This is a genomic window from Lacinutrix chionoecetis (assembly GCF_053604665.1).
Window position 1 is genome coordinate 1 of the sequence record NZ_JBSHNQ010000013.1, and the last position, 846, is coordinate 846.

Consider the following 846-nt stretch of genomic DNA (forward strand, 5'->3'; position numbering starts at 1 on the left):
AGTTTCATCTACTGTCCAGGTTCCTTCGCCTGGTACTACTAACTCATCGTTATCGCCATCGCCATCGGTATCTGTAGCGGCCGGATCGGTAAACGATACGGTTGCTGGATCGATTGCGCCATCTGGATCTGAATCGGCTCCATTTCCATTGTCTGCGGTTACATCTACTGTGGCTGGTGTATTGGTTGGTAAACCAGCTACATCATCGTCTTCTGCGATTGGATCTTGTGCATCGAAGTCTAAGGTAATCGTTGAGTCGTTAGACACATTACCATCGTTATCTTCTACGTTGTAGTCGATTGGTGTTGGATCACCTGTAAAGCCTGCTTCTGGTGTGAAGGTTACTGCTCCTGTAGTATCATCTACAGTCCAGGTGCCTTCGCCTGGTACCACTAACTCATCGTTATCGCCATCGCCATCCGTATCGGTTGCGCCTGGTGTTACAATGTTTACTGTGCTTACATCTATCGTTCCATCTGGATCTTGATCGATACCATTGCCATTGTCTGCAAATGGATCAACTACCGCTGGTGTGTTCGTTGGTAAGCCTGTAATATCATCGTCTTGGGTTACTGGTGGCTGTGCATCAAAGTCTAACGTGATTGTTGCTTCGTTTGATGTGTTGCCATCGTTATCATCTATAGTATAGTTTACTGGTGTTGGATCGCCTGTAAAGCCTGGTTCTGGTGTGAAGGTTACCACGCCAGTTTCATCTACTGTCCAGGTTCCTTCGCCTGGTACTACTAACTCATCGTTATCGCCATCGCCATCGGTATCTGTAGCGGCCGGATCGGTAAACGATACGGTTGCTGGATCGATTGCGCCATCTGGATCTGAATCGGCTCC

1 protein-coding gene is annotated in these 846 nt (G+C 48.0%); it reads right to left on the minus strand.

Going from position 1 to position 846, the window contains the following annotated elements; translation table 11 throughout:
* A partial coding sequence (locus ACVC43_RS00065; RefSeq protein WP_452222531.1) for an Ig-like domain-containing protein occupies positions 1-846 on the minus strand: 846 nt, incomplete at both ends.